This is a genomic window from Spirosoma luteum DSM 19990, assembly GCF_000374065.1.
Lineage (GTDB): Bacteria > Bacteroidota > Bacteroidia > Cytophagales > Spirosomataceae > Spirosoma > Spirosoma luteum.
In genome coordinates this window covers 44,254-64,815 of the sequence record NZ_KB893247.1, presented here as the reverse complement: position 1 = coordinate 64,815, position 20,562 = coordinate 44,254, and the positions used below count along the sequence as shown (strand labels likewise).

General features: G+C 53.2%; 17 protein-coding genes and 1 pseudogene. 9 read left to right on the top strand and 9 right to left on the bottom strand.

Annotation, left to right across the window (positions count from 1 at the left end):
- Positions 1-30: 30 nt before the first annotated feature.
- From paoA to B156_RS0107015, 4 genes and pseudogenes are all read right to left on the bottom strand, one after another.
- On the bottom strand, positions 31-669 hold the full coding sequence (gene paoA, locus B156_RS0107030; protein WP_026260662.1) for an aldehyde dehydrogenase iron-sulfur subunit PaoA: 639 nt from the start codon (positions 667-669) through the stop codon (positions 31-33).
- A gap of 180 nt (positions 670-849) precedes the next feature.
- Positions 850-1,347 carry a cupin domain-containing protein gene (locus B156_RS0107025; protein ID WP_018618957.1) on the bottom strand — a complete coding sequence of 166 codons (498 nt, stop codon included), beginning with the start codon at positions 1,345-1,347 and terminating at the stop codon, positions 850-852.
- Positions 1,348-1,421: 74 nt separating this feature from the next.
- Positions 1,422-1,677: pseudogene (locus B156_RS32550) on the bottom strand (cyclophilin-like fold protein).
- A 73-nt stretch (positions 1,678-1,750) separates the two neighbouring features.
- Positions 1,751-2,218, bottom strand: coding sequence for a cyclophilin-like fold protein (locus B156_RS0107015; RefSeq protein WP_018618956.1), 468 nt, complete (start codon positions 2,216-2,218; stop codon positions 1,751-1,753).
- A gap of 157 nt (positions 2,219-2,375) precedes the next feature.
- Here B156_RS0107015 and B156_RS0107010 point away from each other — a divergent pair, with 157 nt between their 5' ends.
- Together B156_RS0107010 and B156_RS0107005 are read left to right on the top strand one after the other, a co-directional pair.
- The gene (locus B156_RS0107010; protein ID WP_018618955.1) at positions 2,376-3,263 is read left to right on the top strand and encodes a helix-turn-helix domain-containing protein; all 888 of its coding nucleotides are present in this window, start codon (positions 2,376-2,378) and stop codon (positions 3,261-3,263) included.
- A gap of 123 nt (positions 3,264-3,386) precedes the next feature.
- Positions 3,387-3,602, top strand: coding sequence for a helix-turn-helix domain-containing protein (locus tag B156_RS0107005; protein WP_018618954.1), 216 nt, complete (start codon positions 3,387-3,389; stop codon positions 3,600-3,602).
- Between the two features lie 111 nt (positions 3,603-3,713).
- Here the strand turns inward: B156_RS0107005 and B156_RS0107000 are convergent, their stop codons facing one another.
- Complete coding sequence (locus B156_RS0107000; RefSeq protein WP_018618953.1) at positions 3,714-4,682, bottom strand: quinone oxidoreductase family protein; 969 nt, start codon at positions 4,680-4,682, stop codon at positions 3,714-3,716.
- A gap of 85 nt (positions 4,683-4,767) precedes the next feature.
- A complete protein-coding gene (locus B156_RS0106995; RefSeq protein ID WP_018618952.1) occupies positions 4,768-5,256 on the bottom strand; it encodes a hypothetical protein in 489 nt (162 codons plus the stop codon).
- 88 nt (positions 5,257-5,344) lie between these two features.
- On the opposite strand from B156_RS0106995, the gene B156_RS0106990 reads away from it, so the two are divergent.
- The 5 genes from B156_RS0106990 (at position 5,345) to B156_RS0106970 (ending at position 11,977) form a co-directional block, all read left to right on the top strand.
- Entirely contained in the window at positions 5,345-5,836 is a 492-nt protein-coding gene (locus B156_RS0106990) for a GNAT family N-acetyltransferase (RefSeq protein ID WP_018618951.1), read from the top strand.
- Between the two features lie 35 nt (positions 5,837-5,871).
- Positions 5,872-8,145, top strand: a complete 2,274-nt coding sequence (locus B156_RS0106985) for a M28 family metallopeptidase (RefSeq protein WP_018618950.1) — start codon at positions 5,872-5,874, stop codon at positions 8,143-8,145.
- Positions 8,146-8,310: 165 nt separating this feature from the next.
- Positions 8,311-9,894 carry a serine hydrolase gene (locus B156_RS0106980; protein ID WP_018618949.1) on the top strand — a complete coding sequence of 528 codons (1,584 nt, stop codon included), beginning with the start codon at positions 8,311-8,313 and terminating at the stop codon, positions 9,892-9,894.
- 231 nt (positions 9,895-10,125) lie between these two features.
- Positions 10,126-11,355 (top strand): MFS transporter, encoded by a 1,230-nt coding sequence (locus tag B156_RS0106975; protein ID WP_018618948.1) that lies wholly within the window; start codon positions 10,126-10,128, stop codon positions 11,353-11,355.
- A gap of 82 nt (positions 11,356-11,437) precedes the next feature.
- Positions 11,438-11,977 carry a hypothetical protein gene (locus B156_RS0106970; RefSeq protein ID WP_018618947.1) on the top strand — a complete coding sequence of 180 codons (540 nt, stop codon included), beginning with the start codon at positions 11,438-11,440 and terminating at the stop codon, positions 11,975-11,977.
- Positions 11,978-11,982: 5 nt separating this feature from the next.
- On the opposite strand, the gene B156_RS0106965 is transcribed toward B156_RS0106970, so the two are convergent.
- Entirely contained in the window at positions 11,983-15,549 is a 3,567-nt protein-coding gene (locus tag B156_RS0106965; RefSeq protein WP_018618946.1) for a carboxypeptidase regulatory-like domain-containing protein, read from the bottom strand.
- Between the two features lie 84 nt (positions 15,550-15,633).
- A complete protein-coding gene (locus tag B156_RS0106960; RefSeq protein WP_018618945.1) occupies positions 15,634-19,161 on the bottom strand; it encodes a carboxypeptidase-like regulatory domain-containing protein in 3,528 nt (1,175 codons plus the stop codon).
- Between the two features lie 286 nt (positions 19,162-19,447).
- On the opposite strand from B156_RS0106960, the gene B156_RS0106950 reads away from it, so the two are divergent.
- Together B156_RS0106950 and B156_RS0106945 are read left to right on the top strand one after the other, a co-directional pair.
- Positions 19,448-19,729 carry a hypothetical protein gene (locus B156_RS0106950; protein ID WP_018618943.1) on the top strand — a complete coding sequence of 94 codons (282 nt, stop codon included), beginning with the start codon at positions 19,448-19,450 and terminating at the stop codon, positions 19,727-19,729.
- Positions 19,716-20,195 carry a PIN domain-containing protein gene (locus tag B156_RS0106945; protein ID WP_018618942.1) on the top strand — a complete coding sequence of 160 codons (480 nt, stop codon included), beginning with the start codon at positions 19,716-19,718 and terminating at the stop codon, positions 20,193-20,195. The genes B156_RS0106950 and B156_RS0106945 overlap by 14 nt, the downstream gene beginning before the upstream one ends.
- Here the strand turns inward: B156_RS0106945 and B156_RS0106940 are convergent.
- Entirely contained in the window at positions 20,192-20,500 is a 309-nt protein-coding gene (locus B156_RS0106940; RefSeq protein WP_026260660.1) for a putative quinol monooxygenase, read from the bottom strand. The two genes, B156_RS0106945 and B156_RS0106940, sit on opposite strands and share 4 nt — an antisense overlap.
- Between the last annotated feature and the right edge of the window lie 62 nt (positions 20,501-20,562).

The following is a 20,562-nucleotide window of genomic DNA, read 5'->3' as shown; positions in this document are numbered from 1 at the left end:
ATTAATTAGGATCGGGTATGAGCTGGTGATTTAGGCTTGCTTCTGAGCCACTTCACTCATCGCTTCGGCAATATTGGAGTAAGCCCCGCAGCGGCAGATGTTGCCACTCATCCGTTCGCGCAGTTCCATATTGGTGACCTGTGGTGTATCCAACAGACTGGCGCTCACGTGGCTGGGTATGCCGGCTTTAATTTCGTTGAGCACCGCTACGGCTGAGCAAATCTGACCTGGGGTACAATAGCCACACTGATAGCCATCATGCTTGATGAATGCCGCCTGCATGGGATGGAGCTTGTCTGGTGTTCCCAGCCCCTCAATGGTCGTGATGGTATCGCCCTGATGCTGGAGAGCCAGCGATAGACAGGAATTGATCCGCTGGTTGTTGACCAGTACTGTGCACGCGCCACACTGCCCGTGGTCACAGCCTTTTTTGGTGCCCGTAACGTGCAGGTGTTCCCGGAGGGTATCGAGCAGGGTCGTTCGGGTATCCATTTCCAGGTCGTGGGATTGCCCATTCACGGTAAATGATACCTTCGCCAGCGACAGGGGAACTGAATGCGGAGCCGCCTGGGTGCCCATCACGTTCGCCAGGGTGATAGCGGCAATCGCAGCGGTCGTTCCAACAATCATTTCACGCCGACTTATCGTCGACTCGTTTGTCTCTTCCATCGTATTCCGATTTATGGGGTTAATCAATATCCACTTCGCTATATAAATCAGTGTACTAGGTAGTGTTACTGAGGGCGTACCTAGATCAGTATTTACGGCTTGAGGCCATTATGCCAAAGCGACAGGTGACCCTTGATATTACTTTCCATCATGTTGTACCATCTAATTTTAGATTGTGACTCACTTAGCCCCATATTCCTCATCCGAGACCGGGTGCAGCCATTTCACAATTCCTTTTTCCGTATTGGGCAGGATATAGATCTGCTGCATACCAGTATCAGGGCTGGCACCGTGCCAGTGCATGACGTTGGGCGGGCACTTTACTACATCGCCTTTCCTGATCGTTTGCCGGGGCTGGCCTTTTATCTGGTGGTAGCCCACGCCATCGGTAATGAGCAGCATCTGTCCGGCCGGATGAATGTGCCAGTTGCTTCGGGCACCCGGCTCAAAATAGACGTTGCCCACCAGCGTATTGTACGTACTATCATTGGCAACCAAACTGTAGGCCCATGCCTTACCGGTGAAGTTTTGGGCCGGTCCTAATTCCCCTTTAGGAAAAATAGCCTCTACTTGATTACTGCTTTTATTATCAGCAGCTTTCTGACTACAACCGACAGTCAACAGAAGCAGGCAAATGCTCGCTGACAACATTTTTATCTTTGTCATAATGAGTTTCATTTTATTAAGTTAGGTTAACCAATAAGCTCAATAGTAGCCTGAACCGATCCAGACTGTTTTAAAACACGCATATCTCAATCTATCTTGCCCATAACAATCAAACCATTTGAATAACTGAAGCCTTTATAAAAGATGGCAAGGTTACCCCAAGGTGCATAAAAGGTTATATCCCCAACTGATGGCTTATATCCTGCAGGTGCATCTTTTGTCGGCCGCATAATCCTGAAGGGTAAGGGTCAAAGGCAACAGTGCAATAAAATCGGCAGCAGTTGGATTATCATACATCGTAGCTGTTAGCACAGTTTGACCGATGGTTATTTTTAATTTCATGCACTTCCTTTTTATGTTTTATTTAATTCCATTTGCTGAACCATAGGTGGCTGCCTTTTCTTTTTGAGCAGACTTATTCAAAAGTAACCGTAACGCTTCCGGTGCCCACGGCGGCAGCCAGTGCCGCGGGGTTATCAATACGCCCCAGTTTTGTATAATTGTATGATGTCTGAAACGATTCATAAAAAAGCACCAGCGTGTTGCTGCCGTAGAGCATCAAATCGCCCGTTTGAATGATACCGGGTTTCGTGGCGTTTGTGGGCAAGTCGTTGGTCAGGTCCGTAAACTTCTCATTCCCGTTCAACTCCTTCATGGAGATAGTCAGGGGTAGCCGGGCTTTGAATGCGGTTATAGCGGCATTGCTGCCGAGCGTTGCCCTGAACGTACGGGTGCCAATGGTAATTTTTAATTGATTGCGCATTATATTCGGATCGTTGTTTTCAGTGCCGGATTGCACGGAAACCAGGCCATCATCCGTTTTGCAGGCCATACCACCGATGAGTAGCAGGAGTGGAAAGAAAAATAGAACGAGGATCTTCATTTACAGACGATTATAGGGGTGGCCAAGTAAATCCACTGCAAAATTACCTGGCATCTATAGACTTACTTTTATACATTTTACGGTTTTACTTACCACTTTCACTGTTTCCGTGGTGACCCACTGTTTTCGTCTATAGCTTTGACCTAAAAACAAGTCGATGATCGTCTACGATACCATAAAAAAGTTCTGCGATAGGCATAACAACAAGACGCAGCACCCGCTCATCAGTCTGGTTGATTTAAATAAATCCGCCCCGTTGGAAAGAACGAAGTTTACGCTGGACTTTTATGCCATTATTATCAAGGAGACCCACTGTGGTGATCTGCGATACGGTAACAAATACTATGATTATGCCGAGGGCACTGTCGTCTTTTTTGGACCTGGGCAGATTATCACAAGCGAACCGGAAGGGGAAATCCATCAACCCTTTGGCAAAGCCCTCATCTTTCATTCCGACATTATAAAAGGCACTAGCTTAGGCAAACAAGTTCACGACTATTCGTTTTTCAGCTATCAATCCAACGAAGCCCTGCATCTTTCAGAAAAAGAAAGAGACCTTGTGGATGTCTGTTTTGCGAATATTGCCACCGAAGTTTCTCAAAATATTGATCGGCATAGCAAGAAGTTGATTGTAGCCAATCTTGAATTGCTGCTGAAATATTGTTTACGTTTCTACGACCGTCAGTTTATCACCCGTGAGCATGCCAACCACGGTATTATTGAGCAGTTTGAGCAGAAACTAAATGAGTATTTGGCAGGAGATAAGCTGAAAACCGATGGTGTTCCAACGGTAGCCCGCTTCGCCGGTGAATTGCACCTGTCAGCCAACTACTTTGGCGATTTAATCAAGAAAGAAACCGGCAAATCGGCGCTGGAATACATCCAGCTTCGTCTGATTGATCTAGCCAAAGAACGCATCTTTGATACCTCTAAGTCCATCAGTGAAATTTCTTATGAAATGGGCTTTAAATATTCGCAGCATTTTACCCGGTTCTTCAAGCAAAAAGTGGGTGTGTCACCCAGTGAATACCGCCTGATGAACTAAGCCTTTTACCGGCGATAGTTACGCGTAAGGGGAAGTCTCATTACTTCACTATATGCCCGGTTGACGACAATCCATAATTTCTTCCCCGTTTTGTGTAAGGAGTTTTTGTGACGAAGGAACTAGATGGTTACCGAGCAACCCATCAGCACAGTCATCAAAAATCGCTTGCTGGAAGAAAGTAAAGCGCTGCTGCTTCAAACCGCCCGGACGTTGCAGGAAATCAGCCAGCTTATTGGCTTCGCCGACCAGCCTGATTTTAGTCAGTTTTTCAAAAAATACGTGGGCATTACGCCCAATGAATTCAGGCGCTCACCCATCTCTCCGGACTATGAAGGGTAACACAACCGGGTGGCGACGTACTGGGAGCGTAAACAATATCTTCGGGGTCGTTGTCCTCCCGAAAAGAAACCCATCGAACGACTATTTCAGGTAGGCTACAAACATCTTTACTCAGGGTATCAGCAGTAGTTTTCCGGTTGTTTTCCGTGCTTCAAGGTCGCGGTGGGCCTGTGCGGCATCGGCCAGGGCATAGGTAGGCTGAATATGTACAGTCAGCTTGCCCTCAACCACCCAGTTGAATAGCGTAGTGGCCCGTTCCAGTAACGCTGAACGAGTCAGGATGTAGTGCGCCAGCGACGGACGGGTAAACATAAGCGACCCTTTACTGGCCAGCAAAGCCGGAGCAAACGGCGGTACGGCCCCACTCGCATTGCCGAAGGATACCATCATCCCAACGGGTTTCAGGCAATTCAGGCTTCCCTCAAACGTAGTCTTCCCCACAGAATCGTACACGGCATGAACCCCCTGGCCACCAGTCAGTCTCTTCACTTCGTCGGCAAAATCCGTTTGGGTGTACAAAATCACCTCGTCGGCTCCGTTTTCGCGGGATAACTGCGCTTTTTCTTCTATCGATACCGTGGTAATAACCCGCGCACCCCGCATTCGGGCTATCTGGGTCAGCAACAAGCCAACGCCACCAGCTCCGGCATGAATCAGTACCGTATCGCCGGGGCGAATTGGATACGTGGTAAACGCCAGATAATGGGCAGTCATGCCCTGCAACAGGACGGCGGCCGCCTGCTGATCGGTCATACCATCCGGGATTAACACTAGTTTATCAGCCGGAACGCTGCTGTATTCGGCATAGGCACCGGGCTGCATGACATAGGCTACGCGCTGCCCAACCGTCAGGTCCGTTACTCCCTCCCCCAGTTTTTCAATCACCCCCGCTCCTTCCGAACCTGGCACGTAGGGCAATGGAACTGGATACAGGCCGGTGCGGTGGTACGTGTCAATGTAATTGATGCCGATGGCGGTATGCCGCACCAGCACGTCGCCCGCTTTGGGCGATGGCGTTGGCAGATCGGTGAGGGTGAGCACGTCCGGCCCGCCGGTTTGGGTAAATTGAATGACTTTCATACGGTACACTGTCTGCCGGTTAGTATCAGGTTTGAAGCCGACAGACGCTCGTGCTGGTTTTGAATGGTATTGAAAAACAGCTGTTTTACTTTTTCAAAAAAGGAAATGCCTTAAGCAGCCGCTTCTTCTTCAGTGCCTTAAACGCAACTGCCGTTACCAGGCCACCCACCAAATACCAGCCAACGGTCATGACCGTCGTAGCCTCCGTTCGGCGGGTAGGCGCCGTTCCCAGCCCCATCGGGCCGGGTAAGCCAACCGCACCCAGCCCAGCAGCCAGCCCCAGAGCCGTACCGGCCAGCAGCGCATGTTTGGGTTTGGCAAACCCGATCATGCTGTAGTAGAGCGTATTCGATAGTAGATCACCCCCCAGCGCCCAGGTGTGCAGCTCATCGTCGGCGGGGGGTTTTTCGTCAGCACTTTCCATCACCTTCGAGATGGCACGCATGCCCAGAATATCGGCCCGGGGCGCATCGGAAATAAACCGACGGGCGGTTTCGTGGAGTACGGTAAGCGCGGTGGCACCAATTAACCCACTGCCCAGCGATTGCAGGATTGTTCTGTTAGTTTTCGTCATAGGTGCTTAACTTGGGAGCCGGACCAAATGTTGCCAGAACCTGGTTCGTATATTACCCTGATTTCCCAACCACCCCTACGCCAGTCATATGCCTTTTTCGTTTCGTAATGACCAGCCTGATGAATTTTTAGCTATCGTGCGCGAAGTAGGTCAGTGGCTTGTGGACACCAGCCAAACGCTGTGGAACCTGGACACCCTCACGGCCGATAACCTGATTGATACCCACACGCAGGGCAATTGCTACGTTCTGTACGTCGATGCTGTACCAGCGGCCACGGTTATTCTACAATGGGAAGACCCGCTTTTCTGGCCCGACGTTCCGGCCAATACGTCTGGGTTTATTCACAAATTGGCCATTCGACGGTCCTTTGCCAAACAAAATCTGTTTAGTACCATCATTGATTTTTGCCGGAACGAATGCCGACAACGGGGTATTACTCAACTCCAGCTTGAAACGGATGCGATCCGCCCCAAACTCATGCAGTATTACGAACGCTACGGCTTCACCCCAACCTACCAGCGGGACATTCAGGAATTTGGTCAATCATTCCGGTGTCAATATTATTTGCTCGAATTTTAAGTAGCTTTTTCAACCATTCAAACAACCTGACAACTATGCTCCTTCGCTCCACAAGACAGTCTCTCTTTCTGCTGGCCGGTCTGCTGCTCAGTCACTACAGCCCGGCACAGGCCCCCGCTCTAACAAAACCGCTGCTGGGCTTCGCGCCCGCTCAGGCTTCGGCTGAATACACGCTGGAGAGTCAGTTCGACGCCCAGCTAAAGGCCGATAACCTGCGCGAATGGATGAAAAAACTGGCCGCGCAGCCCCACCACGTTGGCTCCCCATACGACCGGGAGAACGCTCGCTTCATGGCCTCCCTGTTCAAATCCTGGGGCTACGACACCCGTATCGACACGTCGTACGTGCTGTTTCCCACGCCCAAAATCCGGGTCCTGGAACTGGTGAGTCCAGCTACCTACAAAGCCGGTCTGGTTGAAGCACCCGTAAAGGAAGACCCCGTTTCGAAGCAGACCCGCGAGCAGCTTCCTACTTATAATTGCTTCTCGGCGGATGGCGACGTTACCGCCGAACTGGTCTTTGTCAACTACGGCGTCCCCGGCGATTACGACGAACTGGAACGGCGGGGCATCGACGTAAAGGGGAAAATCGTCATTGCCAAATACGGGGGTTCCTGGCGGGGTATCAAACCCAAAGTAGCCGCCGAAAAAGGAGCTATCGGGTGCCTTATCTATTCCGACCCCAAAGACGATGGCTACGCACAGGGCGATGTGTACCCCAAAGGCCCGTTTAAAAATGAAACGATGGTGCAGCGGGGCTCCGTGCTGGATATGCCCGTGGCCCCCGGCGATCCGCTCACACCCGGCTACGGTGCCACGAAGGACGCAAAGCGGCTGGATTACAAATCGGCTCCGACCATCATGAAAATACCGGTGCAACCCATTTCCTACGCCGATGCGCTGCCCCTGCTTAAAGCTATGGGTGGCCCGATGGCTCCCACAGCCTGGCGGGGTGGCCTGCCCATCGCTTACCGGCTGGGTCCGGGTCCGGCGAAAGTACACCTGAAACTCACCTTCGACTGGAAAACCGAACCGGTCTATAACATCATTGCTACCATGAAAGGGAGCGAATTTCCTGATCAGTGGATTATGCGCGGCAACCACCACGATGCCTGGGTAAACGGGGCTGCCGATCCAGTTAGCGGCATGGTGGCGGTGCTGGAAGAAGCCCGCGCCCTGAGCGAACTGGCCAAAACGGGCTGGAAACCAAAGCGCACAATCGTTTTTGCGGCCTGGGATGGCGAAGAGCCGGGCCTGCTGGGCTCGACCGAATGGGTTGAAACCAATGAGGAGTTGCTGAAAAAAAATGTGGTGGCTTACCTGAACACCGACGGCAACGGGCGGGGCTTTCTGGGGGCGGGCGGCTCGCACACGCTGGAGCCCTTTTTTAATCAGGTAGCCCGCGACGTGACCGACCCCGAAAAAGGTATCTCAATCCTGGAACGTCGCCGGGCGGCCAATCTGGTGAACGGTTCTCCCGAGGCCCGGCAGGAAGCCCAGGCGGGGAACGACATGCGTATTGAAGCCCTGGGGTCCGGCTCCGACTACACCTCCTTTTTGCAGCACGCGGGCATTGCGGCCATGAATGTTGGCTTTGGCGGTGAGGACGCAGGTGGCGACTACCATTCCGTGTATGACTCCTACGAAGACTATGTTAAGTTTAAAGATACCGACTTTGCCTATGGCGTTGCGCTGGCAAAAACGATGGGACGCTGTGTCCTGCGACTGGCCAATGCCGATGTGTTGCCCTTTTCGTTCCAGAGTTTCTCGAATACGGTGGCCCGGTACGGCAGTGAAGTAAAAAAACTGGCCGAAACGATGCGGGCAGAAACCGACCGACAGAACCAGCTCATTCAGGATAAGCGGTACGACGCCGTGGCCGACCCGAAGGAAACCATGCTGTCCCCAACCCGTAAAGAACCCGTTCCTTACCTGAACTTTTCTCCGCTCGAAAACGCCCTGCTCCGGCTGGAAAAGAGCGCCCGCGAATACGATAAGGGCAGCAAAAAAGAATCTTCACTCTCCAACGCGCAGAAGCTGGAACTGAACCAGCTTTTGTACCAAACAGAGCGTTACCTCCTGAGCGAAGAAGGCTTACCCCGCCGGCCGTGGTTTAAACACCAGATTTACGCCCCCGGTTTTTATACCGGCTACGGCGTAAAAACCCTGCCCGGCATCCGGGAGGCAATCGAAGAGCGCAAATGGGCGGAAGCCGACGAGCAAATCCGGTCAACTACTGCTACCCTCAACCGCTTCACCGACCAGGTCGACAAAGCCGCTGCCATTACGGGGCAGGTATCGGCTAAGTAAGTACTAAAGCTGTAAATAAGCGTGCTTTTGTCATCCCGACGCAGGAAGTATCTAATTACCCTGACGCTTGAGATCCCTCCTGCGTCGGGATGACAAAAGCACATAAATCCGGAAATGTTTCTCACTAGTAGACGTCAACCGTTCACTGTTCCCTCTTTGTTAATCATGAAAAAACAACCTCTAATCCTTCTTCTCCCCTTACTGGTTTGCCTGATTACCGCCAGCCCATTAATCGCAACGGCGCAGGTGATTACGTCCCCGCAGATTGACGCGCTGGTGCAACGCACGCTGACGACGTTTGATGTGCCGGGTATTGCCGTGGCGGTTGTTAAAGATGGGAAGGTAGTACACGCGAAAGGGTACGGTGTTCGCTCGCTGAAAACGAAGGAAAAAGTAGACGAAAACACCGCCTTCGGCATTGCGTCCAACAGTAAAGCCTTCACGTCGGCCGCTATCGGTATGTTGATGGATGAAGGCAAACTGACCTGGGACGATAAGGTGATCGACTACATTCCGGAGTTTCGGATGTACAACGGCTACGTGACCGAAGAATTCACGATTCGGGATTTGCTTACCCACCGCAGTGGTCTGGGGCTGGGCGCGGGTGACCTGATGTTCTGGCCTGATTCCAGTAATTTTACCATTAAGGACATTATTCATAACCTGCGCTACCTGAAACCAACATCGGGCTTTCGGACTAAATACGACTACGACAACCTGCTGTATATGGTGGCGGGCGAAGTGGTGGAACGGGTAAGCGGTAAGCCGTGGGAAGTGTTTGTGGAAGAGCGCATCATGAAACCGCTGGGCATGAATCGCAGTGCCGGTTCATACGCCCGGCTGCCCGACAAAGGCAACGTGATTGATGCCCACGCGTCAGTCAACGGAACGGTGCAGGTCATCAGCCGGGACATGTTCCGGTTCGGGTATTCGGCGGGTGGTATCAACTCCAGCGTGGCCGATATGAGTAAATGGGTCATTGCACAACTCAATAACGGTAAGTACGGTGAGGGGAAGCGACTGTTCAGCGAAGGTGTTCATAATGAGATGTGGGCACCGCAAACCATCTTACCCGTAAGCCCCACGCCCGTTCCGCCTTACAACACCCACTTTGCCGCCTACGGTCTGGGCTGGTTTTTATCGGATGTACAAGGGTACAAACAGGTGACCCACACGGGTGGACTGGCCGGGATGGTAACGCAGGTTACGCTGTTGCCCGAACTCAACCTGGGCATTATCGTTTTCACCAATCAGCAGTCGGGGGCGGCTTTCAGCGCGGTTACCAACACTATAAAAGACAGCTATCTGGGTATTCCGGCATCAGACTGGGTCGCCAGGTACGACGAGCGGGTAAAGAAAGGCATGGCCGAAGCCGACAAAATAACTAAAGACATCTGGACCGGTATCACCAGTGAGCAAAAGAATAACACTGCAAAAGTTGATTTTGCGACCTATGCCGGTACCTACCGCGACCGCTGGTTTGGCGATGTAATCCTGAGTCAGAAAGATAACAAATGGTGGCTCCAGTCGGTGCGTTCGCCCAAACTAACAGGGGAACTGTTCTACTACAAGGATAATACCTTTGTGGTAAAATGGAACAACCGGAGTTTCGATGCCGACGCCTACGTCACGTTTCAGCTCAATGAAAACATGAAACCGGCTTCTATCAAAATGAAGCCCATTTCGCCCCTAACCGATTTTAGTTTCGATTTTCAGGACCTCGATTTACAGCGGGTGAAAGAGAAATAGAAACGGGCTATCAAACGGGACGAGTTACACACATCCTCACCGGCAAAACACCAAAGCCCTTCCCATTTGCCGAAACCAAAAAGCAATGGAGCAACCGCCTGCGCCCAGTGGCCTTGTACGGGTGCAGGCTCCTGCCGGATAAATATGGATTACTGCTGGCGCACCTGACCGGTACCAAAGGGTGGTGAGTTTTTTACGGCTACCTTTGCCGCTGAATTAATCCACCAATCCGTGCAGGATCGCCGACTGGCCCTCATTTACGCTATTATTTTTTTCGATGTTGTAGTGGGTTCGGCAGTGGCCCCCGTGCTGCCCGCCTTTGTTAAAGAACGACCCCACCCGGAGTTGTGGCTGGCCCTGGGCACGGGGCTTTTTCTGGGTGTACAACTATTCTCCGGGCCTTTACTGGGCAAACTGTCGGATGGGTACGGTCGCCGGTCCATTTTTATCGTATCGGCCGTTGGTACTCTGTTGGCCAACTGCCTGCTGCTCCCCGTGCGGCTGGGCTATTACCTGACGAACCGGGTAAGTGATGGGCTGACGAATGGCATGTACGCTACCGTCCGGTCGGCCATCACGGATATTTCTCCGCCGGATAAGCTCTTCAAAAACCTGGGTATCGAAGGCGCCATTCTCTCGCTCGGTTTTGTGGTCGGGCCGGGCGTAGCGGGCCTGCTGCTAACCGTACTCGACGTAACCGATGCCGAAAATCAGGCGCGGGTCGTTATCCTGATGGCCATTATCCTGTCCACCGTCAACGTGGTACTGAGTCTGCTCCTGCGCGAAACCAAACAGACGCCCGTGGTGCCGATTGCCCTGCGCGAACTAAAAACCGACGTTGGGCAGGCGGTGGATGTTACGACGCTCTGGCAGCGACTGTCCCACAAGAATACAGCCTCTCCCGGCCTGAAGCAGTTGGTACTCATGCAGGTAGCCCTCACCATGAGCACGGGCTACTATTTTTACTTCGTCACGTTTGTGAGTTTTGGTTCAATGCAGATGGATGCCCGTCAGATTTCGTACTTCTTTATGTATTTCGGCTTCCTGAGTGTGGTTATCAACTACGTGTTTTATACCTACTTTGCCGACCGCATCAATCAGCGCAGGGCCATTGTCTGGCTGGCCGCCCTGTCGGTACCGGTGCTGGCAGGGTATAGTTTTATCGGCACCTCAGTAGTTAGTTTGTACGTACTCGTCACGATAGACTGCTTAACGATTTCACTGATTCAGGGACTGATAGAAGGGCTAATGGCGGGGCACACGACGGACACTGACCGGGGCGAAACTTTTGGCATCAATCAGGCTATGCAGGGGCTGGCGAGTATAACGACAACGGTGCTGTTTGGCGGGCTATCCCTGCTCGACCTTCGCCTGCCCTTCATCTGGTTTGCCCTGTGCGTGGGGGCGGTAGCGTGGCTGGCATGGCGGGGTATGAAACGTAAAAATCAGACAGCGTTGTAAAGTAAACAGCACGCTCCTCAATCGGGCTAATACCCAGAACAAAGCAGTTTTTTCGTAATTTCAACGACTTTCCGTTTCCCCTATGCGTCCGACATCGCTAGTCTCTCTGTTGCTGCTTGTGCTTACCCTCAGTTGCCAGTCTTCCCAAACGGCCGAGCCGGAGCCGGTGCAGTACAACGTCCCGGCGGAGGTGGAACCCTATGTGAAGTCGTTTCGGGAGGAAGCCGGCAAGCGTAATAATCCGGTATCAACGACCAATCTGATCATCACCTTTGGCACGGTGCTAAAAGAAGATATTTGCGGACAATGCCTGCTGGAAACGGGCAAAACGCCCCGTATCGTTCTGAATAGCGACTCCTTTTGCTGGCAGCAGGCCAACAAAGAAGAGCGGGAAGGGCTGGTTTTTCACGAACTGGGTCATTGCCTGCTCAAACTGGGGCATCGGACCGATACGTTCCCGATGGGGGCGTTTAAAAGTCTGATGAATCCCAATAACGTAGGCGTGTATGCGCCCTGCCATTACCCAATTGGTGGGGACGAGTGCGACAAGCGTCCCCGACGGGAATACTACATCAACGAGTTGTTCGACCCTGCTACGCCCACACCAGCCTGGGCCAGGTAGCGTCCCTACTGCACCTTTATGTCAACGATACCCACCACCGGGCGGCCACTCATGCTGATGCCCTGCACGGTTACGCGAATGGTCCGTACCACGTCGGAGAGCGGGAATTGTACCTGACTGCGCCCCTGCCCATCGGTTTGCATCAGCGGCTTCCAATACAGCACATCCCGACGGTCGATGCGGTCATTCAGGGCAACCGGCTGCGATTCGGTCTCGTAGCGAGGCACGTAAAATTCCCGTTGCACGGACGGGTAGCCAATCAGTTGAATGGGTTTCATGCCTTTCTTTTCCTCATTCCTGAGTTGGTCGGGCCGGAATCGTTTGGTGTAGAAAGCAATAACGCCATTTCCCCCGCGCACCCCGTAAATCCCCGCCGTTCCGGCATTTTTCAGTAACTCGACCCGTTCAATATCACCCGGGTTGAAATTCATCAGCGCCGTTCCGTCCGGGTCCTGAATGGCCATCCCATCCACCAGATACAAGGGACCTCGCTCACCCGTGAGGGTCGTAACGCTGCTAACACCCCGAACAACCACCTGATACCCCGATGTCTCGCCGGTTGCTGATTGCAGCACATTGACACCCGCCAGCCGCCCGCGTATCATCTCGTACAGGTTAGTAAACTGGGGGGATTTTTCGTCGAAGATGATGGTAGCATCGGCCCCGTTGTGTAGGCTCATCCGTCGGATGTCTTCGGGGCGTTCATCAGGTCTGCGCGCCCGTACCACTACCTCCTTCAGTTGCTTGACGGTTTTATCCCGATACAAATCGGCGTTGGCTTCCTGCCGTACGCGGGCGGCCTCCAGTTGAGCCCGCAGGGCAGCCCAGTCCGGCATGCTACCCGTGGTATCTTTCTCCCAGGATGCTCCCGGCCCTTCCAGCACGAGATGGGCTACTTTATCGGGGAACTCCTTCAGTTGATGATCGGTAAGCTGGGTCATTAGCTGCACCGTATCGGCAATGGGGAGTCCTGCCAGCCGGAACCGTCCTCTTCTATCGCCCCCCGCCGACCGGACGAACGATGGGTCGGATGTGGTAGAGGCCACGATAACCTGGGCATCAGCAATGGGTTGGTTTTTGGCATCCAGTATCCGGCCCATCAGTGATACCCCACCGAGTAGCTCAGTTTGGGGCGTACCGGTAATCCGTCGCCAGCCCTGGGTGAGCAGCAGATCATCCAGCGCCCGACGCGTTTCGGGGGTGTTGTCTTTCAGGTAGCGATTCGGTTGCTCAACACGGCCCCGTAGCTCGCCCGTCAGCAGGAGATGGGTTTGAAAGGTAGCCGCAGCAGTATCGTCCGGCACCTGCCCCACATCGGTAACCGAAGCCGACAGAGCCGCCACCACGGGAAGACCATCATCGACTAAATTAACGCTCAGAATAGCCCGTTCGCGGGGCTGGTAGGTGGTTTTGTTCAGGCCAATCAGCACGCGCAGGGGCGGCAGCCGGTCGGGTATGAAAAGTAGTCGCTCCGCCTGCGGGTGGGCGGAGGCATCGTATAACGTTAGTTGATTCAATCCCGCCGGAAGTCCCGCCACGGGCAGGCTTACACGGGCAACTCCGTTTTCCAGCAGTACTTTTCGCTGGTCCACAATCCGCCCCTGCTGCTGAATCAGGATATACGCGGAATCCAGCGCCGACCGGCTGGTGCCGGTAATGGTGAGGCTCAATCGGTTAGTATCACTGACAACATCGGCAGACAGTACCAATCCTTCCAATTCTACTGCTGGAAGAGGTACCACCTGTTGCTGGCCGTTATATGACAGTTCGGCGTAGTATTTCCGTCCGGAAACCGGGGTTAGCAGTATACTCCCCATGCCCAGGGCACTGGTGTTGAACCGGGCGATTTCTGCCCCTTCGTTGTTTATAACCCGACCCGATACCGAAACACCGGTTCCATCGGCCCCACTCGCTTTGATACCCAACCGGGCGGGTGATCCCATTATCCAGCGGCCCCCTTCGGGCAGAAACTGGACATCCAGGGGCTTAGGCTTTATTTCCGTACTGCCGGGTTCGGTCGGCTGAATAAAGTTGTACACCGCAATTGACCGTTCGAAAGCCGGTCCGTGCTGGGCATCATCCTCATCGGTGTACGCCCGCAACCGGTACGTACCCGAAGCCAGGGAGTCTGACAGCCGAAAACTGCCCGCAGCGCGGCCATCCGTTACCCGCAGCCACTGGTGCTGCACCAGCTTACCAGCGGGCGTCAGCAAGTCTACATGAACAGCCGTTTCGCCCAGAGGACGGATATTAGTGGCTGCATCGAGCAGGTAGGTACTGAGCCACATCCGGTCGCCGGTGGCATAGAGCGGTTTATCGGTGTGGACGAATAATACGGGAGCGCGCAGGTTGAACCGGTCATTGAAGGCGGTAGCGATGCGATTCATCCGGGCATCGGGCGGGAGTAGTTTCCCCTGCGTCACAAGGGGCTTGTTGCTAACTGAATCGACGTCGTTTTTTTTCGGTTGCCAGTCGGCGGGGAGCATCCGCGACAGGCGGTCGTCGCCCAGCGAACCGGATGCCTCCATGCCGTTTGGTATCGTCACCGTCCCGTCCACAGTCAGCTGTATCTGGCCGGTGGGGAGTTTAATTTCCGAATACGCATAGCGGGCATCCATATAGGGCGAATAGTTCGATGTGGCAAAGGTGTAAAAAACGATCAGTGCTTTACTCGATACCAGCCGTCTTTCGAAGGGTAACCGGCCCGGCAGAATCAGTTGATTCAGGTTTATGGGTTGCAAATGCCCTTTTCGGGTGCTGTCACTAACCGAGCCATCCAGCGTGGTCCGGTTGTCCAGTGATTTCGCCGTCGGCACCCCTATATTCTCCTGATACACCATAAAACCCTCTTTCGCATACGTACTGTCGATCAGGCTGGCCATCAGGTGCCGGGTCGAGCCTTTGTAGGCAATCATCCGGTTACGCCGGAAGCGATTGGCCTGCCGTTCATTTTCTGGTTTCATCTCCTCGAATCGGGTCGACCCGGCAAAGTACACTTTCCGGGAAGTACTATCGAAGTAGAGCATGTCGTACCACATCCTGTAGCCAGTAGCCGTATTTTCGATAACGATGGGTTCGGTGGCCGTTGCTTTCAGGTGGCCCTTTTCTTCGGAGAAACTCAGGGCATCGGGATTCATTATCTGGCACTGCCCCGCAAACGGCTCGCCGAGGAGCTGTTTTTTAAACTGTTTGAGGTGCTGCTGCCACTTCTTGTAGTTACCGTGAACCGTTACCGAAGCCAGCGTTTGGTTGGTTGGTTTAAGCCGAAAATTTGCGCGCTGAACCTGTCCATCCTCAAACCGAAAAGTACCCTTCTGCGGAGTATACCCCACGAACGAAGCCACCACCTCGACGTTACCCAGCGGCACGCCAGTCAGCGAATACCGGCCTTCTTCATTCGTCAGCGTCCCCTGCGTGCTCCCGTCCACATATACGTTGGCAAAGGGCATGGGTTTCCCCGTCACGGCGTCGGCCACAATACCGGTCAGGGTAGTGGTCTGGGCAATGGATAGGGTTGCCAGTCCCAGGAGCAGGCAAGTGGCAAGCCAGATGCGAATAGACCGATAGTTCATTGGTCGTTAGCCGTAAGATTGCTTTTCTGATAAGCCACAAGTTAATCCATTTTACCCAATGTGGTGGGTCGCTACCGGGTTGGTTTACTGCACCTGGATAACGGCCATGCCTACCACCGGTTTTCCATCGGCTGTTATACCCTGAACAGTAACGCGCACGTTACGAACTACATCCGATAAGGGGAACAGGAGTTGCGTATGGCCCTGATTATCGGTTTGCATCAACGGTTTCCAGTGCAGCACATCCCGCCGGTCGATACGGTCATTCAGAGCAACCGGTTGCGATTCGGTCTCATAGCGGGGCACGTAAAATTCCCGCTGCACGGACGGGTAGCCGATTAACTGAATGGGTATCATCCCTTCTTTCTCCTCGTTTTTGAGTTGGCCGGGCCGGTAGGTCTTAGTGTAGAAAGCAATGACCCCGCCACCACCCCGAGCGCCATAAATACCGGCTGTCCCGGCATTTTTTAACAACTCGACCCGCTCTATATCGGTAGGCGTATAATTCAGCAGGTCATCACCCTGAAGCGCCATCCCATCCATTAAAAACAACGGACCGCTGCTCCCCTGCACACTACCAGGCCCGCGCACCAAAACCTGATAGCCCCCATCCAGTGGTCTTTGGCGCACCTCTACGCCAGCCAGCCGCCCCCGAATCATCTCGTAAAGATTAGCAAAACTGCCGCTGTTATCCTCAAAAATAACGGTCGCATCGGGTGCACCGTGCAAGCTTCTCCGCCGGATGTCATCAGGACGCTCTTCATTTTTTCTTGCCCGCACAACCACCTCCTTCAATACCTTAACGGTTTTGTCGCGGTAAAAAGCATTGTCGGCCGACTGCCGGAGACGGGCGGCTTCCATCTGTGCCCGCAGGTTCATCCAGTTGACAGACAATTTGAGGGTGTCTCGCTGCCACGATGCGCCTGGACCGTCGAGTACTAAATGCGCTTCAGTAGCAGACAAGTCTTTCAGCTTATGGGTAGCCAGCTGCACCAGCAGGTTCAGCGTATCGGCTACATTCAACCCTGCCAGCCGGAAATGACCCTGCTCATCGGCCACTGCCGAGCGCACAAACGATTGCCCCGGCCTGGTGGAAGCCACCGTAACCCGCGCCCCCGGAAGGGGCTTTTCTTTCCTGTCGAACACCCTTCCCATAAGCGAAATACCACCGAGCAGGTCGGTACCAGGCGTACCGCCGATGCGTCGCCAGCCCTGCGTCAGCAGGAGGTCGTCCAGGGCTTTCCGGGTTTCGGGGGCGGTGTTTTTTAGGTAAAAGCTGGGTTGCTCCACGCGACCGCGCAATTCTCCGGTCAGCAGCAGGTGCGTTTGAATGGTAGCCGCAGCGGTATCGTCCGGCACCTGGTCGGCATCGGTAATGGATGCGGAGAGAATACCCACGGCGGGTAGCCCTTCATCGTTGAGGTTAATACTCAGCGAGGCTTGTTCGCGGGGCTTAAACCGGGGTTTGTTCAGGTCCATCACCACCCGAACGGGGTCAAACTGCATAGGCGAGAAAATGAGCCGTTCGGCACGGGGACGGGCCGATACATCATAGAGCGTTACCTGATTTACACCGGCGGGCAAAGCCGCCAGTGGCAAACTAACCTTCGCCATGCGATCCTGCAACAGAATTTTGTGCTGACCCACTAAGCGGCCCTGTTGTTGAATAAGCACGTACACGGAATCAGTTGGAATACGGCTTCTATCATGGAGGGTCAGTAACAACCGGGTAGTGTCACTAAGCACATCGGCCACAAGCGTCATGCCTTCGAGGCTGGCTGATAGAAGCGGCACTACCTGATGATGGCCGTTGTGGGTTATTTCGGCGTGGTACTGCGTTTCGGCGGTGGCCGTCATCAATACGCTCCCCATGCCCAGAGCGTTGGTCTGAAACGGTGCTACATCTGCCCCCGTGTTGGTGACAATCCGCCCTGAAATGGCTGTACCCCGCCCGTTAGGAGTAAGTACTTTAATCCCAATTTTGGTCGGCACACCCACCAGCCAATGCCCACCTTCGGGCAGGAACTGAACATCCGGCGTTTTTTGTGCCGTGTCAGCAGCAGCATCGGGTATCGTTCTGAGCAGGTTATATACCGCTACATTTCGCTCGAAAGCCGGGCCGTGCTGTCCGTCGTCTTCGTCGGTATAAGCCCGTAACCGATAGGTGCCGGTGGCCAGTGAATCGGAAAGCCGCAAACTGGCGGTAGCCCGGCCATCGGTGACATAAAGCCACTGGTGTAGAACGGATTTTCCGCCGGGCGTGAGCAAATCGACGTGCATGGCGGTTTCGCCCACCTGCCGCCGGTTGGTGGCCGCATCGAGTACGTACGCACTCAGCCAAAGACTGTCGCCGGTGGTGTAAAAGGACTTGTCGGTATGCACGAACACCACCGGTGCCAGTTCGTTGAACGTCTCCGTAAAGTCGGTAGCAATCCTGACCAGATGGCTATCAGGATTTTTGAGTTTGCCCATCATAGCTACCGGCGCACCCGTGATAAGCCCATTTTCGGACTTAGTCGGCTGCCAGTCGGCGGGAAGCATCGTCGACAGCCGGTCGTCGGCCAGCGTACCCTCAATTTCCATGCCTTCGGGCAAGGTAATTGTACCATCGACGGTAAACTGAATTTGATTGGCCGGAAAACGGAACTGCGAGTAGGCGTAATGGGCATCAGGATAGGGCGAGTAGTTAGACATCGCTCTGGTATAAAACACCACAATTGGCAGGGCCGATACCAACCGACGTTCGTGCGGGAGTTGCCCCGGCTGTATCATTGCTCTGATGGGCAGGGGCACCAGTCGGCGATTGATGGAGCCGTAAAATGTAAGGCGTCCTTCTTTGGTTTGGGCAATGGGCGTTGCTACCTTTTCCTGATAAGCCATAAAGCCTTCCTGCTCGTAGGTGCTGTCCACGAGGGTAGCCATGAGGTGCCGCACTGACCCCCGGTAGGCCGTCATGCGGTTACGCTGAATTTTTTTCTCCTGTTTTTCGTCTTTTGAGGTCGTTTCCTCAAAGCGGGCCGCACCGGCGTAATATACCTTCTGACTGGTACCGTCGAAACGTAGTAGATCATACCAGAGTTTGTAGCCGAGAGCGTGATTGATAATGGCGAGTGGCTCAGTAGCCGTAGCGGTCAGATGACCGCGTTCTTCCTTGAAACTAAGCACATCGGGATTCAAAATCTCGCACTGTCCGCCGAACGGTTCGCCAAAGAGCTGACGTTTGAACTGGCGCAGATGCTGCTGCCAGCGTTTTAGATTACCCCGCACCACTACCGTAGCCAGGGTCTGGTTGGTGGGAGTCAGGCGAAAGTTAGCCCGTTTGGCATTGGCATCGTACAGGCGAAGGCGTAGCCGCTGAGGCTGGTAACCTACAAATGAAGCCACAACCTCTACCGTACCCAGCCGCATACCGGGCAGCGAGTATGTTCCCTTTTCATCGGTCAATGTGCCGTGTGTGCTGCCGTTCAAATACACATTGGCAAACGGCATTGGCTTTCCCGTCACGGCATCGGCCACCACACCAGTCAGGGTAGTGGTCTGGGCAATGGATAGCGTAGCCAGCCCCAGGAGCAGGCAAGTGGCAAGCCAGATGCGAATAGACCGATAGTTCATTGATTTCCAGCCCTTGATACGCTGATTCCAGAAGCCCTAAGTTAATCCATTTTACTCATTCCTGTATTATCCGAAACTACCTTCAGCGTTTCGCCCGAAAAGGCTACAGCCCGTTCAGCAAATATGGCTTTGGTGGCCACCCAGGTGGTGCGGAACAGTTCGCTCTGGCGGTAGACTTCCAGGGCCTCCGCCGACGCCCACAGGCTGGCGTTTGGCCGAGTCAGCGACTTCCGGTTTTATTGAATTTTTTGTTATAATATTGTGTGTTCACTAATCAAGTACATCTATGATTTCAGTTCGAGATGCCGCTAAAAATGCGCTGAATTTTTACAAAGATATTTATCCAGAAATCAGTGGCGAGCTAATAGAGGAAGTGGAATTTGATTCGACACGTCAATACTGGCTGATTACACTAAGCTTCCCCATGAAAGTTGATAATTCACAATCACCATTATCAAATATTCTCCAGCCAAAGTTTGAACGGAAATACAAAACATTCGAAGTAGATGCAAAAAACGGCGAAGTAGTGTCGATGAAAATCAGACTTCTTGAGAATGAACGTAACTGAATTATACTCCAGTAAAGGTTTATTGATAGATACAAATCTGCTGGTACTGTTGATTGTAGGTACTATCAACCCAACTCAGATAAGTTCGCATAAACGTACGACCAGTTATTCTGCCGACGATTACAGTCTGTTACTAGCATTTGCCGATCGATTTAAGTTACTGGTGACTACTCCCAATATTCTTACGGAAGCCAGTAACCTACTCGAGGGATATTCATACAGAGGCAATTATGCTTTGGCTACGTTGGAGCGCTTTACGCAGGGTACCAAAGAAATAATATGCGAGAGTCTGTCTACCATGCATGGTTATCCCAAAAGTTACCTCAAATACGGTCTAAGCGATGCCGTTATTCATCGGGTTGCCAGCGAAAAATACCTAATCTTAACAGACGACCTGAATTTCTGCGCTTACCTACAAGGCAATGGACTTTTATCCATAAATTTCAACAATCTGCGCATTAGCTAACTCTCTCTTTCTGTCACCTCCTCCAGTGTCTGGCCTGAAAAAGCCACGGCCCGGTCGGCAAACAGGGCTTTGGTGGCCGCCCAGGTGGTCCGAAACAACTCGCTTTGGCGGTAAGCTTCCAAAGCCTCCGCCGACGCCCACAGGCTGTACGTCATTCGAACGTTCGGCTGGTCAGGATCGCGCAGAAGTGCGAGGTGGTGGTTACCGGGAAAGTCCCGGATGTGCTGTTTCGATTGATTGAAGATAGCCTGAAACGCATCGAGTTTCCCCTCCTGAAACGTCATACGAACGATACGAATAAGCATGTTTTTTTGAATTCGTTTGTAGTTTGCGGTTTGTCGGTTGATGTTTGTATAACTATTTGCCC

Bases quoted from the DNA above. Each gene is read 5' to 3' on its own strand.
- B156_RS0106980 (WP_018618949.1), top strand. From the start codon at position 8,311: ATGAAAAAACAACCTCTAATCCTTCTTCTCCCCTTACTGGTTTGCCTG.
- B156_RS0106965 (WP_018618946.1), bottom strand. From the start codon at position 15,549: ATGAACTATCGGTCTATTCGCATCTGGCTTGCCACTTGCCTGCTCCTG.
- paoA (WP_026260662.1), bottom strand. From the start codon at position 669: ATGGAAGAGACAAACGAGTCGACGATAAGTCGGCGTGAAATGATTGTT.
- B156_RS0106970 (WP_018618947.1), top strand. From the start codon at position 11,438: ATGCGTCCGACATCGCTAGTCTCTCTGTTGCTGCTTGTGCTTACCCTC.
- B156_RS0106985 (WP_018618950.1), top strand. From the start codon at position 5,872: ATGCTCCTTCGCTCCACAAGACAGTCTCTCTTTCTGCTGGCCGGTCTG.
- B156_RS0107005 (WP_018618954.1), top strand. From the start codon at position 3,387: ATGGTTACCGAGCAACCCATCAGCACAGTCATCAAAAATCGCTTGCTG.
- B156_RS0106945 (WP_018618942.1), top strand. From the start codon at position 19,716: ATGAACGTAACTGAATTATACTCCAGTAAAGGTTTATTGATAGATACA.
- B156_RS0107015 (WP_018618956.1), bottom strand. From the start codon at position 2,218: ATGAAGATCCTCGTTCTATTTTTCTTTCCACTCCTGCTACTCATCGGT.
- B156_RS0106940 (WP_026260660.1), bottom strand. From the start codon at position 20,500: ATGCTTATTCGTATCGTTCGTATGACGTTTCAGGAGGGGAAACTCGAT.
- B156_RS0106950 (WP_018618943.1), top strand. From the start codon at position 19,448: ATGATTTCAGTTCGAGATGCCGCTAAAAATGCGCTGAATTTTTACAAA.
- B156_RS0106995 (WP_018618952.1), bottom strand. From the start codon at position 5,256: ATGACGAAAACTAACAGAACAATCCTGCAATCGCTGGGCAGTGGGTTA.
- B156_RS0107025 (WP_018618957.1), bottom strand. From the start codon at position 1,347: ATGAAACTCATTATGACAAAGATAAAAATGTTGTCAGCGAGCATTTGC.
- B156_RS0106990 (WP_018618951.1), top strand. From the start codon at position 5,345: ATGCCTTTTTCGTTTCGTAATGACCAGCCTGATGAATTTTTAGCTATC.
- B156_RS0107000 (WP_018618953.1), bottom strand. From the start codon at position 4,682: ATGAAAGTCATTCAATTTACCCAAACCGGCGGGCCGGACGTGCTCACC.
- B156_RS0107010 (WP_018618955.1), top strand. From the start codon at position 2,376: ATGATCGTCTACGATACCATAAAAAAGTTCTGCGATAGGCATAACAAC.
- B156_RS0106960 (WP_018618945.1), bottom strand. From the start codon at position 19,161: ATGAACTATCGGTCTATTCGCATCTGGCTTGCCACTTGCCTGCTCCTG.